Raw genomic sequence first — 15,143 nt, forward strand, 5'->3', positions numbered from 1 at the left:
AACTACTTCTTGTCCGCCTTGTCCGGCCAGATGCTCTCCAGCATCTGCGCCAGGCGCGCACCGCCCTTGATGACGTTGAGACGTGTCTGCTCCAGGCTCCGAGCGTCGTAGCCCGCAGGTGGCGTGGCCAGCCAACGCGGGCCGCGCAGGCTCTGCTGGCGGGCGCCGAAGCTCATGCCGTCGAACGCGTCGCGCGCACCCAGCAGCGATTCGCTGGCCCACTGCACGGGCCAGTCGTCCGGATTGCCCGTCGCAGGCGGAACATCCTTGGCCAGTGCGGGCATCGCAGCCAGTTGCTCCGCGCTCAACTTGCCCGGCATCCCATCCCAATAGCTGTGCAGGTTGCCGCCGGGCGTGCCGTCCGGCTTCGGCAGCGTGATGGCGTTCGCCCCCACCGTGTGCGTCTGGGCGTCCGCCCCTTGCGTGTCGGGGTCGTAGGGCTTGCCGTCCGCGTCGAGGTACAACGAACCCATGTGCAGCGGCTGGTGCATGTCGCCGATCGCGTGCACGACGAGCGCCAACGCGTCGCGCTCGTTGAAGTCCATGGGCGGCGTCTGCTTGCCAGTCTTCAGCACCAGGATCGCCGCCTTCAATGCGGGCACCAGGTCATGGTCGCTGGTGCCGATCGCGCCGGGTGCATATCGGCCACGCTGGATCGCGACATTGGCATAGTGGTACTGCTTGTTGCATGACTCCTCGCCCGGCTTGGGACCGCACTGCTCGAAGTTGCGCTTCACGTAGTCGCGCATCCGCGCCTCTTCCTCGGCGTTGTTCTCGAACACTGCGCACTCGGCGAAGCGGCCGGTCACCGCGTACTTGAAGTCATTGCCGGTGTCGATGCCCTTCACGCAGTCGTCCCACACCGCGATGTCGCGCAGCGAGACCGGACCGAGGATCCGTTTCACCTCGGCTTCGGCGCGATGGTCCTTGATCAACTGGGCGGCGATCTCGCCGACCGTGTTGTGGCCGACGGCGCCGAATCCGAAGGCCTGACCGCAGCAGGCGGCCACCAGCGACAACGCGACCAGGCCGCGCGCAAACGATTTAGTCATGACAGGGAATCCATGTCGAACGATGCGCCGGCGGGGCCGGCAGGGGATTGGCGATTGTGCATGGGGCCCCATGACAGCCATCAACGGAGATTCCCGCGTGATGGCGTCCGATGGGCGCATCGCGCAGCGGCGGCTTGCGGCTTTACCTCCGCTTTACGGCGCCCTCCCCTCCCCTTTCCAGTCCGGGTCGGCCCGCCCTGGCGCTTATTCGGTCAGCGCATGTTGATCCATCAAGCGCTTCGTTCGGCAAATGAGAGCCGTTGCCTAAGCTGGTCCCCACCTTATCTGGAGCCCCTCGCATGACCATCACCGCCATCAACGTCCGCAACCAGTTCCGCGGCACCATCAAGGAGATCGTCGAAGGTCCCGTCGTCTCGGAAGTCGACGTGCAGACCGCCGCCGGCCTGATCGTCACCTCGGTCATCACGACGCGCTCGGTGAAGGAACTCAACCTGACCGTCGGCAAGGAAGTCGTCGCGCTGGTGAAGTCCACCGAAGTGTCGATCGCCACCTTGTGAGCTTCCGGCCCGAGACCAGCAGGAGATCGCCATGGCGCTCTACCCTCTCCGTGCGACGCAGCACAACGGCAGCGCAGAACCGCGTCTGCTGATCATCCCCGGCCTGCACGACAGCGGGCCGGCGCATTGGCAGAGCTGGCTCGAACAGCAGTACCGCGACGCGCACCGGGTGCGCCAGCGCGATTTCAGCCGGCCGGATCTGGAACGCTGGTCGGAGCGCATCCATGCGCGGATCGACAACGCGGGTCCCGGCGAGTGGCTCGTCGTGGCGCACAGCTTCGGTTGCCTGGCGCTGGCGCATCACCTGCAACGCCATCCGGATTCGCCGGTACGCGAGGCGCTGCTGGTGGCGCCGGCGGAGCCCGACAAGTTCGGTCTCGCGGAAAGCTTGCCGCACCAGCGCCTGGGTCGTCCGACGGCGCTGATCGCCAGCCAGAACGACCCGTGGATGAGCGCCTCGAGCGCGCTGCGCTGGGCGACACGCTGGGGCAGCAGCTACAGCAACATCGGCCTGGTCGGCCACATCAACACCGAGTCCGGATTCGGTCCGTTCCCGCTGGCCAAGCGCTGGGTCGAGGCCGCGCGAGCCCGCGCCGCCCGCGAGCGCCGACCCGAACGCGCCGGCATCCAGGAGTGGTCGTTCTCGGTCTGACGTCCGATCTGAAGCGCGGTTTGATCTTCAATATCTAATTGAAATAGGTTCAATCGTTCTCGTCTTCATTGAAAGTCAAAGTGGCGGAACACTGGGTTCCTTCAACATTGACTGCTTGAACGAGAACGCCATGATCTGCCGCTCCCTTCACACGACCCGATTCCATCCCGTCCGCCGCGCCATCACGGCGGTCGCCATCAGCCTGACCTTGGGAGGCGGTCTGACGGCCGCGCTGTCCCCTGCCGCCCAAGCTGCCACCCTCGGCGAACTGGAAGTGGTGGCCGAATTGCCGCTCCGTCCGGGCAACGTCACACCAGGACCGGGGGGCCGCCTGTTTGCGACCGTCCATCCGCTGGGTGCGCCGGCTGCGGCTCAACTGATCGAAATCACGGGTCTCAAGAGCTACAAACCCTGGCCGTCTGCCGCCTTGCAGCGCGGCACGGCCGAAGCGAGCGACGATCACATCGACTCGCCGCTCGGCATCACCTGCGACAGGCGTGGCCGCGTCTGGATCGTCGACATGGGCTTGAACCTCGGCAAGACCCGGCTGTGGGCCTTCGACGCCGCCACGGGACGCCAGCTCCATCGCATCGAACTGTCCCAGGACGTCGCACCGAAGGGCAGCTTCATCCAGGATCTCGTCGTCGATGATCGCGCCGGCTGGGTGTACCTCGCGGATATCGCCGGCCCCGGGCTGGTCGCAGTCGACATTGCCACGGGTCGCGCCCGCCGCTTCTCGGGCCATGCATCCCTCCAGGCGGAGCCCGATGCCGCGATGATCATCGGCGGCAAGCCGATCCAGTTCCAAGGCAAGCCTGCGAGCGTCGCGGTCAACCCGATCACGCTGTCCGCCGATCGCCAGACCGTGTTCTTTGGCGCCATGAACGGCAAGAACTGGTACGCCGTTCCCGCGAAGCTCCTGCGCGTGGGGGTGGACGATGCCGACACCGCGGCAGGGATCCGGCGCGTCGGTCCGAAGCCGGTTTCCGACGGCGCGGCCACCGACGCGCGAGGGAACCACTTCTTCACCAATGTGAACGAAGGCGGCATCGACCGCCTCGGCCCCGATGGCAAACTCGTCCCGCTGGTCCGCGACGCGCGCCTGGATTGGCCCGACAGCGTCCACCTGAGCGACTCGCCGTGGCTCTACATCTCCGTCAACCAGCTCTACAAGACCCCGGCGTTCAGCGGCGCGGCCGATGCCGGCGTACCGCCGTATCGAATCATGCGGGTCTGGTCCGGGGACAACGCCCGCTGATCCTTTCCGCCAACACGAGAACCCGCAGGGCCTCCTGCGGGGATTCCCTGTCAGGGCCTCGGGGTCTCGCGCCGGACACGTTCCAGGGCTATGGTCGATCTCCCATTCGACAACGAATCCGGAGACTCCAATGCCCTTCACCATCCGTCTGCACCGCGTCCTGAAAGCACCGCCGGACCGCGTCTACCGCGCGTTCACCGACGCCGCCGCGATGTGCAAATGGCTGCCGCCTCACGGCTTCACCGGCACCATGCACCACATGGACCCGAAGGTCGGCGGCACCTGGCGCATGTCTTTCAACAACCTCTCGGCCGGCGGATCGCACAGCTTCGGCGGGGAGTACCTCGAGCTCGAGCCCGGAAAGAAGCTCCGCTACACGAGCCGCTTCGATGACCCCAACCTGCCCGGCGACATGACCACGACCGTCGAGTTGACCGCGGTTTTCTGCGGGACCGAAATGCATGTCACGCAGGAAGGCATCCCCGATGTCATCCCGCCGCAAGCCTGCTATCTCGGCTGGCAGGAATCCCTCACCCTCCTTGCGCAGCTCGTCGAACCCGACATTCCGAACGGCTGATTTCCGCATTTATTCCTGGCAGGGGTTGTCAGGCTCTCAGCGTTTTTGAACGAAGGATTTCGCGTTGGCGAGACCGCTCTACCCCGGTTTGCCAAGCGCGGGCTCTCCACGGGGCATGGGGCCTCGCGTCCGCGAACCCCAAGCCCCATTCCGGCCCCACCCACACTCGCTGACCTCCCTTTCCTGGCACCGGTCAAGGAGGCGTGGAATCACAGATGTCGGCTTTTCCGATTTCTTCGAATCGTGGAAGTAAGGAAACAAGGAAAGACGACGCCTTGTGAGGGTCAAGCCCATTGCCTAGCATCGCGCCCATGCGTCTTCTTCCCATGAACTTTCTGCGATCGGCAGTTGCATCGTTGGTTGCATCGACCACCACCCATGCGTCGACCGTCATCGCACTGGGGATGCTCGCATCCCTCGCATCCCTGATGTCCACGGCGAACGCCGCGCCGCCCACAGATCGCTCTGCCACCGATGAAGTCGAGGTGCGGCTGATCAGCGCCTCCTCACAGGTGGCGCCGGGACAGACCCTGCTGCTCGCGCTCGAACAGCGCATCGCGCCGCACTGGCACACGTACTGGAAGAACCCCGGCGACTCGGGCCAGCCCACCAGCATCGAATGGACGCTGCCCAAGAGCGCAACCGCCGGCGACATCCTGTGGCCCGCGCCCAAACGCTTCGACGTCGGCCCCATCACGAACTACGGCTACGAGGACCAGGTCCTCCTGTTGACCGAAGTCCGTCTTCCGCAAGACCTGGCCCCCGGCTCGACCGCCACCGTGAACGCCGAAGCGACCTGGCTCGTCTGTCGCGAGGAGTGCATCCCGCAGCAGGCGACGCTGTCGTTGTCACTTCCCGTCGGAACCGCAGCCAAGGACTCGACCGATGCATCGGCGTTGTCCATGGCGCGCGCTGCATTGCCCCGCAAGGCATCGTTCCCGGCCGCGGCGCGGATCGAAGGCAGGGACCTCCTCGTCACATGGCCCGTTTCAGCCGTTCCGGAGGTCAAGCAGGCCCTCTTCATGCCGCAGGACTGGGGCCGCATCCAGCATGCGGCGAAGCCGCAGCTCGATCGCGCCGGTGAGGACTGGCGGCTGCGCGTTCCGGTCGGCGAAGAGCCGGCCACTGCGGGCAAGCCGATGAACGGCTTGCTGTTGCTCGATGGCAAGGCGTGGGAAGTCAGTCTCCCGGTCACCGGTGTCGCAACGGCGCCGACTCCGACGACCGCTTCACAGAACACGACGCCCGCAATACCGGGACTATCGGGATCCCCGTCGCTGGCGTCCTCAGGCAGCGGTGAGGCGGACATCAGCCTCTGGACCGCGATGGGCCTCGCGCTGGTCGGCGGCCTGATCCTGAATCTGATGCCTTGCGTGTTCCCGGTGCTGGCGATCAAGGCACTCGGTTTCCTGCATGGCAATGCGAGCGATCACCGTCGGCAGGGACTGGCCTACACGGCCGGCGTGCTGGCTGCGTTCGCCGCGCTAGGCGCGGTGTTGCTGGCCTTGCGTGGCGCAGGCGACAGCGTGGGCTGGGGATTCCAGTTCCACTCGCCGCTGTTCGTGCTGTTGCTGGCGTGGCTGATGTTCGTGCTGGGCTTGTCGCTGGCCGGGCAGTTGCAGATCGGCGCTGGCTTTGCGGGTGTCGGAGAAGGTCTCGCGAGCAAGCCCGGACTCACCGGCAGTTTCTTCACCGGCGTGCTCGCGACAGTGGTCGCGACACCCTGCACTGCGCCGTTCATGGGAGCGGCGATGGCCTACGCGTTGGCACAGCCGGCGGTCGAGTTGATGGCCGTCTTCCTGGCATTGGGACTGGGCCTGGCGCTGCCCTACCTCGCGCTGGCCTGGTGGCCCGCGCTGCAGCGACGCATGCCGCGACCCGGCGTCTGGATGGACGTGCTCAAGCAGGCGCTCGCGTTCCCGATGTTTGCTGCGGCCATCTGGCTGGTCTGGGTGATCGCGCAGCAGGCCGGGCCGATGGGCGTGCTGGTGGCGCTCGCTGGCATGGGTTTGCTGGCGCTCGCTGCATGGATCCGCTCGGTGAGCCGGAACGCCTCGTCGCGCTGGCAATGGACGGGCGCTGGCGCTGCGATCGCTTCGCTGGCCGCAGTAGCAGCGTTGCTGCCCACCTTGTCGGCGATCAGCGGCACGGACTCGCCGGGCGCGACGACGTCGAGTGGCGTTGCTCGCAACGCCGGCGTCGATCACGAGCCCTACTCGCCCGAACGACTCGCTCAACTGCGCGCGCAGGGCAAGCCGGTGTTCGTGAACCTGACGGCGTCGTGGTGCATCACCTGCCTGGTGAACGAGCGGGTCGCCTTGTCCACGGACGAGGTGCGTGAAGCCTTCGAAAAGCAGGGCGTGACCTACCTGAAGGGCGACTGGACCCGCCAGGATCCGCGCATCACCGACCTGCTGAAGCAGCACGACCGCAGCGGCGTGCCGCTGTACCTGTTCTATCCCGCCGGGACCGGAGGCGCCGCGCAGGTGCTGCCGCAGCTCCTCACGCCCGGCATCGTCACCACAGCCCTGAAGGCTGGCCCCTCTTGAGCCGATCGCTCACGCCCTTTCCTTCCAACGCCGTTTTCATCCTGGAGACCTTGTCATGAACATTCCGATGACTTTCACGACGTCCTCTTTCCGCGGCGCACTGTCGCGCCGTGGGGTGCTCGCCGGTGCCGCGCTCGCGGCGACGATGGCCATGACCGGCCTGGCGCACGCGCAGGCGACCATCGACCAGCCGGCTCCCGCGTTCAGCGCGACGACGGCCGACGGCAAGACGGTGACGCTGGACAGCTACAAGGGCAAGACCGTCGTGCTCGAATGGACCAACCACGACTGCCCGTTCGTGAAGAAGCACTACGGCAGCGGCAACATCCCCGCGCTGCAGAAAGAGGCCACCGCGCAAGGCGTCGTGTGGCTGCAGGTGATCTCGTCGGCGCCGGGCCAGCAGGGCCACGTCGACGGTGCAACGGCGACCAAGCTCAACAAGGACCGCGGCGCGGCGCCGACGCAGGTGCTGCTCGATCCGAGCGGCCAGCTGGGCAAGGCCTACGGCGCGCAGACTTCGCCGCATCTGTTCATCGTCAGTCCGCAGGGCGTGCTCGTTTACAAGGGCGGCATCGACAGCATCGCCACCGCGAAGGCCGACGACATCGCCAAGGCCGATCCGTACGTGAAGACGGCGCTGGGCGAGCTGGCCGCCGGCAAGAAGATCACGCACGCAAGCACCAAGCCCTACGGCTGCTCGATCAAGTACGGGAGTTGAGCCGTCGCCCTGATGGGGGAGCGCGGCGGTCCGGCCGCCGCCAGCCGTTACAGTCCGTGCACAACAGAGAGCGGATGGGATGACGGACAGACGAGCGTGGGAGGCGACCGACCCAGGGGCCTGGCGGGCGGAGCAGACGCTCCACCAGGGCCGTCGCAGCGAGGTCGTCCGGGTCGGCGATGGCCAAGGCGGCACGGCGTTGCTCAAGCGCCTGCGCGATCCGCGCGCCGATCCCGCCGCCGTGGCCCGGCTGCGCCGCGAATTCGAGCTCGCGCAGCGCCTCGACCCCGCCTTTGTGCTGCGTCCCACCGGGTTCATCGACCATGAGCGCCGGCCGGCGCTGCTGCTGCCCGATCTCGGCGCCGAAACGCTGCGCGACCGCCTGCGCCGAGGCACGCTGCACAACGACGCGCTGATCCGCATCGCCCTCGACCTCGTGGATGCGCTCCAGCATTTGCATGGACAAGGCCTCATCCACCGCAATCTCGGTCCGGGCCAGATCCTGCTGCTGTCGGGCGCGGGCATCGAGCCGCGCAGGGCGCTGATCGCGGACCTCGGCCTGGCGGCGGAGATCGAACGCGAACGGCCGCTGGTCCAGCGGGCCGAACTGATCGAGGCCTCGCTGGCGACGCTCGCGCCGGAGCTGACCGGCCGCATGAGCCGCGACGTCGACTACCGGGCGGATTTCTACAGCCTCGGCGCGACGCTGCTGGAGGCGCTGACCGGCGCACCGCCGTTCAATATCGACGACCCCGCGCGAGCCGTGCATGCGCATCTGGCGCTGGCGGCGCCGATGGCGACGACGCGCAATCACCAGGTCTTCGCGCCGCTGTCGCAGGTGGTGGCCCACTGCTTGCACAAGGAACCCGAAGGCCGCTACCAGAGCCACCAGGCGCTGCGGCACGACCTGCAGTTGTGCGAAGCCGCGCTCGAACAGGGGCGCGGGCTGCCCGGCTTCGAACCGGGCCAGGGCGACGCCGCCGTGCGTTTCCAGACCAGCGGGCGGCTGTACGGCCGCGAGTCGGCGCAGGCGCAACTCGGCCAGGCTTTCGAGGAAGCCGCGTCCGGTCAGGCGGGCGGCGCCGGACTGGTCGCCGTGGCGGGTTTCTCCGGCATCGGCAAGACCGCCCTGGTGCTGGCCGCGCAACGCAGCCTGCTGGCCCAGCGTGGACATTTCGCGGCGGCCAAGTTCAACCAGTACGGACAAGACCGCCCTTACGGCCCGCTGCTGCATCTGCTGCTCCAGCGCGCCGCGCAGGTGCTGGCGCTGCCGGCACCGCAGGGAGGGGTCTGGCGGGACCGGCTGCGCGAACGCCTGGGCGCGAATGCCGCGCTGCTCGCGCAGGCGCTGCCGGAGATGACGCCGCTGCTGGCCCTGGACGCGCCGTTGATGCCGGTCGGGCCGGCGGAGGCGGAGAACCGTTTCTTGCGCGCCGTGAGCCAGGGCTTCGCCGCGCTGTCACGCGAAGGAGAGCCGCAGACGCTCTTCCTCGACGACTGGCAATGGGCCGACCGCGCCTCGCGCCGTCTGCTGCGCGAATGCCTGCACGACGCGACGCTGCGCCATACGCTGTTCGTCGTCGCCTACCGGGACAACGAGATCCCGCCGGGTCATCCGGTCGCGCTGGAACTCGCGGAACTGCGACAGCAGCTCGGCGAGCGCTTCGTGCCGCTGCGCGTCGGCCCGCTGGGGCTGGCCGACACGCGCCACCTGCTGGCTGACAGCCTGCACCGGGAACCGGCCGACGAGGACGCGGGACTCGATGAACTCGCCCGCCTCTGCCAGACGCGCACGGCGGGCAATCCGTTCTTCCTCCGCCGGCTGCTGGAGGACCTCGTCCGCCGTGGCCTGATCCACTACGACACCGCCGCTCAGCGCTGGGACCATGCGCTGGAACGCATCGCGGCCACGCGCACGGCGGACAACGTCGTGGCGCTGATGCTGCAGCAGCTCGAGCGACTGCCCGACACGACGCGACAGGCGCTGAGCGTGGCGGCGCTGCTGGGCGCGGGTTTCAGCCTCGACAGCCTGGCCACCGCGCTGGACGCGCCGGCCGATCTGCTCGCCACCGACCTGCTGCCCGCGCTGCAGGCCCAGCTGCTGGTGCCGGCGAGCGCGCTGTACCGCTATGCGCCGCAACTGCAAGGACAGGCAAGCGAGTCGGTGCGATATGCCTTCGCGCACGACCGTGTGCAGGAGGCGGCGCTGCAGCGCATCGCCGCCGACCAGCGACCCGCCCTGCAGCTGCGCATCGGCCGGCTGCTGCGTGACGGCCATCGCGCCGCGCATCCGGACCCGGAGGTGCCGCTCCCCTACACCGTGCTGCATCACCTGAACGCCTCGCGCCTGCTGCTGAGCGGGCCGCAGCACGAGGCCGAACGTCAGGCGCTGGCCGGATTCAACGCGCAGGCCTCCCGGCAGGCGATGGACGCGGCTGCGTTCGAACCGGCCGCGGACTACGCCGAACTCGCGCTCGAACTGGCGCCCCGCTCGCCGCATCGCGCGGCCTGGCTGCATCACGCGGCCCGCATGGCCTACCTGGCCGGCCGGCCGTCGCGCATGGACGCGCTGCTCGAATCGGCGATCGCCGATGCCGAGGACAACGCGCAGCGCGCGCGGCTGCTGGAAGTCCGCATGGAGGCCTTCTACGCGCAGGGACGGCTGGCCGACACCGTCGACCTCGGGCTGGAGCTGTTCCTGCTGCTGGGCGCGGAGCTGCCGCGCGCCGGCGGTCCCGACGCGATGGCGCAGGTCATGCAGCTGCTGGCCGACCTGCAGCAGGAGATCGCCGGCATCGGCCTGGATACGCTGGCCGCGCGCGCGCCGATGCGCGACGAGCAGCGCCTGCTGCTGATCTCGATCGCCGCCAAGATGACTGCCGCCGCCTACATCGTGCGGCCGGCGCTGCTGCCGTTGCTGACGCTGTTCCAGGTGCGGCTGATGGTGGACCACGGCCATGTGCCGCAGGCGCTGTCGGCGTACTCGGTACTCGGGCTGATGTGCGCGGAGTTCCTCGGCGATTACCGCTTCGCGCACGACTTGGGCCGCATGTCGACGCAGCTCGTCGAGCGCCACGGCTGGATGCAGGTCTTCGCGCACGCAGGCTTCTCGTTCCACGCCTTCCTCAGCCACTGGGTGCAGGGTCTGCGCGTGAGCATGGACGGCCTGATGCAGACGCATCGCAACGGGCTGGAATTCGGCAACCTGCGGCATGCGGGCCTCGGCCTGTACGTGCACGACGTGCATGCGCTGCTGTCCGGCTTGCCGCTGCCTGCGCTCGAAGATCAACTCGTCACGCACGGCCAGCGTCTGCGCGCGATGCGCCAGCCGGTGGCGGCGGACTATGAGGACGCGCTGCTCGGTCTCGTGCGCGCCCTGCGTCAACCGCAGCTGCCGGAAGAAGGCTTCGACGGGCGGGAAGCGCTCGCCCGCACCTACGGCGAGCGCCAGGACCAGACCGGCCTGATGTTCCTGCACGGCTGGCAGGCGGTGTTGCACTTCATCGCCGACCGACCCGAGCCGGCGCTGCGATTCGCGCTGGAAGCGCGGGCGCTGTTCGCGGCGGGGCGCGGCATGCACGCGCAGTCGCTGCTGCTGTTCATCGCGGCCTGGGCGTCGCAGCGCGTCGCGCTGGCGGGCGGTCCGCGCGATCAGGCGCTGGAAGACGACGCATTGCGCCGTCTGCAGCGCTGGCGGGACGCGGGTCCCGGCCATCTCCACGACCGCGTCGCGCTGCTGCAGGCGCAGCAGGCGATGCTGGCGGGCTCGTCGGACGAAGACATCGACCGGCTGCTGGCCCAGGCGCTCGCGGCCGCGGAGGGACCGCAAGGAACGCCGCTCGACGTGGCGGCCGTGCTGCGCGCGCAGATCGACGCGTGGCGCGAGCGCGAGCCGACGCGCGCGGACCAGGCGATTCTTCGACTCCAACAGACCTGGAAGGCGTGGGGCGTCACGGCGCTGGCGGGCGAAGCGATGTCTCTGCCGCTCGAAGACGGTCATGCGCCGATGGCCCACGCGGCCGATGCCCATGAGAACCGCGCCGATGCGGCCGACCTCAGTTCGCTGACGAAGGCGGTGCACGCGATCAGCAGCCAGCCGGACCTGCCGCGCCTGTTGCGCCGCCTGCTGGAAGTCGTCGCCGAGAACGCCGGCGCGCAGCGCGCGGTCATCGTGCTGGCGAGCGGCACGGCCGGCACCGCCGGCGCCGTGCGCTGGGTGCTTCAAGCGGAAGCGACGCTCGGCGAGTCGCCGAGGCTGCACCTGCTCGAACAACTGCCGCTGGAGCGCGCAGGCCAGCAACTGCCGCTGGCGCTGATGAACCGCGTGCTGCGCGACGGCCGGCGCGAGCTGATCGTCGACGCGCGCGGCCTGGCCACGATGGAAGACTACTTCCAGCGTCACGTCGAGCCGCCGCGGTCGGTGCTGGCCCTGCCGCTGCTCAAGCAGGGGCAGACGGTGGGTGCGCTCTACCTGGAGAACGCCGCCGCCGCGGGCGTCTTCACCGAGGCGCGCGTGAGCTTCCTCGAACTGCTGTGCGCCAACGTCGTCAACGCGGTGGACAACGCGCGGCTGGTGGCCGAACTGCAGGAGCTCAACGCCAATCTGGAGCGCCGGGTGGCGCAGCGCACGCGCGAGCTCGCGGACAGCGAGGAGCGCCTGCGCGCCGTGCTGGATCACGCACCCATCCCGATGGTGGTGACCCGCGAGCAGGACTCATTGATCGTCTACGCCAACGGACCGTCGGCGGCGATCGCGGGACGCACGCTGGATGAGGTCGTCGGCAAGCCGGCGATCAGCTTCTATCGCGAGCCCGGTGAACGCGACCGCATGCAGGTGAAGTTCAAGGAGAACGGCCGGCTGCAGGGTGAGGAGATCTGCCTGATGGCGGCCGACGGCAGCGAGCGGTGGATGCTGCTGTCGATGGTGCCGGTGGTGTACGACGGCGCGGCCTCGGTGCTGAGCACGCTGGTGGACTTCACCGACCGCAAGCGGCTGGAGATCGAGCTGCAGCGGCTGGCGACGACCGACGCGCTGACCGGCGCAGCCAACCGGCGCTGCTTCCTGGAGCACGCCGACGCGGAACTGGCGCGCAGCCGACGCTACGGGCTGGAGATGTCGCTGGTGATGATGGACGTCGACCATTTCAAGCGCATCAACGACACGCTGGGCCATGCGCGCGGTGACGCCGCCCTGTGCCACCTGGTGCAGCTGTGCGCGCAGATCGTGCGCAAGCAGGACCTGCTGGGCCGGCTCGGCGGCGAAGAGTTCGGGCTGCTGCTGCCGCAGACCTCGCTGGAAGATGCGACCCACCTGGTGGAGCGCTTGCGCCACCACATCGAGACCAGCGGGCTGGCGCTGCAGTCGGGTGCGCCGCCCGCCGCGCTCACGGCGAGCTTTGGCGTGACGGCGCTGCGAGCCGAGGACCTGCGGATCGAGGAACTGCTCGGTCGCGCCGACCAGGCGCTGTATCGGGCCAAGGACGGCGGACGCAACCGCGTCGAGCGGCAGTCCTGATCGCCATCGATCAAGGGTCGATCAGGGATCGAGGCGGGACGGCTTGGCGCGTTCGCGATAGAACGCGTCGAAGCGGGCCGCGTAGTGGGCCTTCGTTTCCGGGGTGAGCCAGCGCATCAGGCCCTGGCGCAGGTTGGCGGCGCCTTCGGGACGTCCGTAGGCCTTGTCGATGCCGCGGATGGCGGCCAGTCCCCACGGCGTGCGCGGGCAGGCGATGCCGGCCATCACCAGATCGCCGGCGTCCTGGATGGGGACGGCGACCAGTTCCGCGGGATTGCCGGCCATGACCAGCGCCATGTCCAGGTCGATGGAGTAATCCGCGCGCTCGAGGCTCACCATCTGGAGCAGGCGCGCGCCGAAATCCTTCGGCGAGTAGAGCGACACGGCACTGCCGGCCGGGCGTGCCGCGATCTGCGCATCCAGCGCGGGACCATAGCTGCGACCGTCGATGAGCGCGCCGCGCAGCGAGGGGTCGGCCAGCAGCTTGGGCAGCAGCACCTCGCCGGCGGCATTGCGCGGCAGACGCGTGACGCGGTCCCGCCGGACGATGAGCCCGGGCGGCGGGGTGAGCTGCGTGTTGATGAAGTACGCGAACTTCTCGCGTTCCGTCGTGCGCACCATGTTGGCACGGCAGACCTCCTCGCCGCTCTCGATCATCTGCCAGCTGCGCTTGGCGTTCGCGAAGACGATCTCGTGGCGGACGCCCGGCCACTGCTTCGCCAGGTAGGTCGTCACACGTCCGGTCACGCCGCTGGCGTCGGAGCCGGTCATCTGCGGCGCGTGGTCGGAGGCGAGCCAGGTGATCTTGGTGATGGCGGGAGCGACCGGGGCGGCTGCGCCGGGGACCGGCGTTGCGCCGGCCGCCTGGGCGTGTGCGCCCGTCGCCGTCAGCAGCAGGATGGTGATTGGCAGCAGGGCCGTCAGGCGCAAGCGGATCGAAGAGAAGAACGTCACGGGCGACAGCATACGAGGATCGCTGTCGGTCCCTGTGGCCGGGTGTTGCTGCCCCGTCGCCCCGAAGGGGTAGTGGGTCATGCCGGACCTGTCCTGGCGGCGGAGCGAAAAAAAGCCCCGCCGGCTTGTGGCCCGCGGGGCTGCTCGCACAGAGCGAACGGTCTTGTTGCCTTTGACGCCGTGGATAGGGCGCCCGAGACCGACCGAGGAGACAAACGTTGAAAGGGTGAAGCGGGGTCCCGTCGGGACTCAGCGCACCGCGCTGATCTGGTCGAAGACGCCGCCGTCGTCGAAGTGGGTCTTCTGCGCGTTGCGCCAGCCGCCGAAGACCTCGTCGATGGTCACCAGCTTCACCGGGGCAAAGGTCTTGGCGTACTTCGCGGCGATCTTGGCGTCACGCGGGCGGTAGTAGTTCTTGGCCGCGATCTCCTGGCCTTCCGGCGAATACAGGTATTCCAGATAAGCCTGCGCCGCCTTGCGCGTGCCCTTCTTGTCGACCGTCTTGTCGACCACCGACACCGGCGGCTCGGCCAGGATGGACAGGCTGGGGGTGACGATCTGGAACTTGTCCGGACCGAGTTCCTTCACCGCCAGGTAAGCCTCGTTCTCCCAGGCGATCAGCACGTCGCCGATGCCGCGTTCGACGAAGGTGGTCGTGGCGCCGCGCGCGCCGGAATCCAGCACCTTGGTGTTGGCGTAGATGCGCTTGACGAAGGCCTTGGCCGAGTCGGCGTTGCCGCCCGGCTGCTTCAGCGAATACGCCCATGCGGCCAGGTAGTTCCATCGCGCGCCGCCCGAGGTCTTCGGATTCGGCGTGATCACGTCGATGCCGCTGCGGGCCAGGTCCGGCCAGTCGTTGATGTGCTTCGGATTGCCCTTGCGCACCAGGAACACGATGGTCGAGGTGTAGGGCGAGGCGTTGTTCGGCAGACGCTTCTGCCAGTCGGCCGGCAGCAGCTTGCCGTGGTCGTGCAGCGCGTCGATGTCGTAAGCCAGGGCCAGCGTGACGACGTCCGCATCCAGGCCGTCGATCACCGAGCGCGCCTGCTTGCCCGAGCCGCCGTGCGAGTTCTTCACCGTGACCGTCTCGCCGGTCTTGGCCTTCCAGTACTTCGCGAAGGCCGCGTTGTAGTCCTGGTAGAGCTCGCGGGTCGGGTCGTAGGACACGTTGAGCAGCGTGACCGAGCCCTGGGCGTGGGCCGCGGGCATCAGCGCGGCACCGCTCAGCAGGGCGGCGGTGGCGAGCAGCGAGACGGTGCGACGAAGTGGGTTCACGGGATTCTTCTCATCACGGGGGGTGGAGGGGAGCGCTCAATGTAGGCAAGCGCACATTCAAAGGGAACGAAGAAG

Annotated in this window: 11 protein-coding genes; 7 read left to right on the forward strand and 4 right to left on the reverse strand. The window is 68.5% G+C overall.

Going from position 1 to position 15,143, the window contains the following annotated elements; all coding sequences use genetic code 11:
* Positions 1–2: 2 nt before the first annotated feature.
* Positions 3–1,052, reverse strand: coding sequence for a S1/P1 nuclease (locus PV762_RS14460; protein WP_421035716.1), 1,050 nt, complete (start codon positions 1,050–1,052; stop codon positions 3–5).
* Between the two features lie 299 nt (positions 1,053–1,351).
* Between PV762_RS14460 and PV762_RS14465 the strand changes: the two genes are divergently transcribed.
* The 4 genes from PV762_RS14465 (at position 1,352) to PV762_RS14480 (ending at position 4,057) form a co-directional block, all read left to right on the forward strand.
* Positions 1,352–1,570, forward strand: a complete 219-nt coding sequence (locus tag PV762_RS14465) for a TOBE domain-containing protein (RefSeq protein WP_067280234.1) — start codon at positions 1,352–1,354, stop codon at positions 1,568–1,570.
* Between the two features lie 31 nt (positions 1,571–1,601).
* Positions 1,602–2,222, forward strand: a complete 621-nt coding sequence (locus tag PV762_RS14470) for an RBBP9/YdeN family alpha/beta hydrolase (RefSeq protein WP_421035717.1) — start codon at positions 1,602–1,604, stop codon at positions 2,220–2,222.
* A gap of 130 nt (positions 2,223–2,352) precedes the next feature.
* Positions 2,353–3,480, forward strand: coding sequence for an L-dopachrome tautomerase-related protein (locus PV762_RS14475; protein ID WP_421035718.1), 1,128 nt, complete (start codon positions 2,353–2,355; stop codon positions 3,478–3,480).
* Positions 3,481–3,610: 130 nt separating this feature from the next.
* Positions 3,611–4,057 (forward strand): SRPBCC family protein, encoded by a 447-nt coding sequence (locus PV762_RS14480; protein WP_421035719.1) that lies wholly within the window; start codon positions 3,611–3,613, stop codon positions 4,055–4,057.
* Between the two features lie 193 nt (positions 4,058–4,250).
* Here the strand turns inward: PV762_RS14480 and PV762_RS14485 are convergent, their stop codons facing one another.
* A complete protein-coding gene (locus PV762_RS14485; protein WP_421035720.1) occupies positions 4,251–4,451 on the reverse strand; it encodes a hypothetical protein in 201 nt (66 codons plus the stop codon).
* 34 nt (positions 4,452–4,485) lie between these two features.
* On the opposite strand from PV762_RS14485, the gene PV762_RS14490 reads away from it, so the two are divergent.
* From PV762_RS14490 to PV762_RS14500, 3 genes are all read left to right on the forward strand, one after another.
* The gene (locus tag PV762_RS14490) at positions 4,486–6,606 is read left to right on the forward strand and encodes a protein-disulfide reductase DsbD family protein (RefSeq protein ID WP_421035721.1); all 2,121 of its coding nucleotides are present in this window, start codon (positions 4,486–4,488) and stop codon (positions 6,604–6,606) included.
* 55 nt (positions 6,607–6,661) lie between these two features.
* Positions 6,662–7,324, forward strand: coding sequence for a redoxin domain-containing protein (locus PV762_RS14495; protein WP_421035722.1), 663 nt, complete (start codon positions 6,662–6,664; stop codon positions 7,322–7,324).
* Between the two features lie 79 nt (positions 7,325–7,403).
* A complete protein-coding gene (locus PV762_RS14500; RefSeq protein WP_421035723.1) occupies positions 7,404–12,839 on the forward strand; it encodes a diguanylate cyclase in 5,436 nt (1,811 codons plus the stop codon).
* Between the two features lie 21 nt (positions 12,840–12,860).
* Here PV762_RS14500 and PV762_RS14505 read toward each other — a convergent pair whose 3' ends face one another.
* On the reverse strand, positions 12,861–13,874 hold the full coding sequence (locus PV762_RS14505) for a TIGR02285 family protein (protein WP_421035724.1): 1,014 nt from the start codon (positions 13,872–13,874) through the stop codon (positions 12,861–12,863).
* 168 nt (positions 13,875–14,042) lie between these two features.
* Positions 14,043–15,068: a sulfate ABC transporter substrate-binding protein gene (locus PV762_RS14510; protein ID WP_421035725.1), complete on the reverse strand. Its 1,026-nt coding sequence runs from the start codon at positions 15,066–15,068 to the stop codon at positions 14,043–14,045.
* Positions 15,069–15,143 lie beyond the last annotated feature (75 nt).

It is taken from the genome of Mitsuaria sp. CC2, assembly GCF_048957715.1.
Classification (GTDB): Bacteria; Pseudomonadota; Gammaproteobacteria; order Burkholderiales; family Burkholderiaceae_C; genus Roseateles.

Coding starts and splice junctions, on each gene's coding strand:
- PV762_RS14460 (WP_421035716.1), bottom strand. CDS start 1,052: ATGACTAAATCGTTTGCGCGCGGCCTGGTCGCGTTGTCGCTGGTGGCC.
- PV762_RS14465 (WP_067280234.1), top strand. CDS start 1,352: ATGACCATCACCGCCATCAACGTCCGCAACCAGTTCCGCGGCACCATC.
- PV762_RS14470 (WP_421035717.1), top strand. CDS start 1,602: ATGGCGCTCTACCCTCTCCGTGCGACGCAGCACAACGGCAGCGCAGAA.
- PV762_RS14475 (WP_421035718.1), top strand. CDS start 2,353: ATGATCTGCCGCTCCCTTCACACGACCCGATTCCATCCCGTCCGCCGC.
- PV762_RS14480 (WP_421035719.1), top strand. CDS start 3,611: ATGCCCTTCACCATCCGTCTGCACCGCGTCCTGAAAGCACCGCCGGAC.
- PV762_RS14485 (WP_421035720.1), bottom strand. CDS start 4,451: ATGACGGTCGACGCATGGGTGGTGGTCGATGCAACCAACGATGCAACT.
- PV762_RS14490 (WP_421035721.1), top strand. CDS start 4,486: ATGTCCACGGCGAACGCCGCGCCGCCCACAGATCGCTCTGCCACCGAT.
- PV762_RS14495 (WP_421035722.1), top strand. CDS start 6,662: ATGAACATTCCGATGACTTTCACGACGTCCTCTTTCCGCGGCGCACTG.
- PV762_RS14500 (WP_421035723.1), top strand. CDS start 7,404: ATGACGGACAGACGAGCGTGGGAGGCGACCGACCCAGGGGCCTGGCGG.
- PV762_RS14505 (WP_421035724.1), bottom strand. CDS start 13,874: ATGACCCACTACCCCTTCGGGGCGACGGGGCAGCAACACCCGGCCACA.